Origin of the sequence: Streptomyces sp. P17, from assembly GCF_032436805.1 — a bacterium.
GTDB lineage: Bacteria > Actinomycetota > Actinomycetes > Streptomycetales > Streptomycetaceae > Streptomyces.
Genome location: NZ_JAVRBF010000425.1, coordinates 1 through 370 on the forward strand (window position 1 = coordinate 1; position 370 = coordinate 370).

Genomic DNA, 370 nt, shown 5'->3' on the forward strand with positions numbered 1-370 from the left:
GTAAAACCCATCACGACCAGTCAGGTTGGTATTTTCGTTGACGATATTCCGAACCTGTTCATTAATGACCATCTGTTCGTCACGGGTTAGTTGGATAACAATGTCCTTAATCATTCCCTGATGTTCAGCCATTTGTGCCTTTCTTTGCTCGAACTGCTCTCTGCTGGACAAACGGGAGAAACGCATGATGAAGCCTCCTTAGAAAACGAGGCCACCAAAGCGTTTTGCAAGCTGGCCGTAGAGGTAGACCTTGGAGCGTGCACGAGTGAATGCCACGTAAAGCATACGTGCAGCGACATCCGGTTGAGTGACTTTGGAGATATTACTCAGATCGATGAAGACGCTATCATACGTCGAGCCTTGGGCCTTG

At 48.1% G+C, this 370-nt stretch carries 2 protein-coding genes; both read right to left on the minus strand.

Annotation, left to right across the window (positions count from 1 at the left end):
- Window positions 1–186 (minus strand): hypothetical protein (locus RMT89_RS41580; protein WP_315888946.1); only part of this gene is annotated, 186 nt, incomplete at its 3' end.
- 12 nt (window positions 187–198) lie between these two features.
- A partial coding sequence (locus RMT89_RS46230; protein WP_399498890.1) for a C-terminal helicase domain-containing protein occupies window positions 199–370 on the minus strand: 172 nt, incomplete at its 5' end.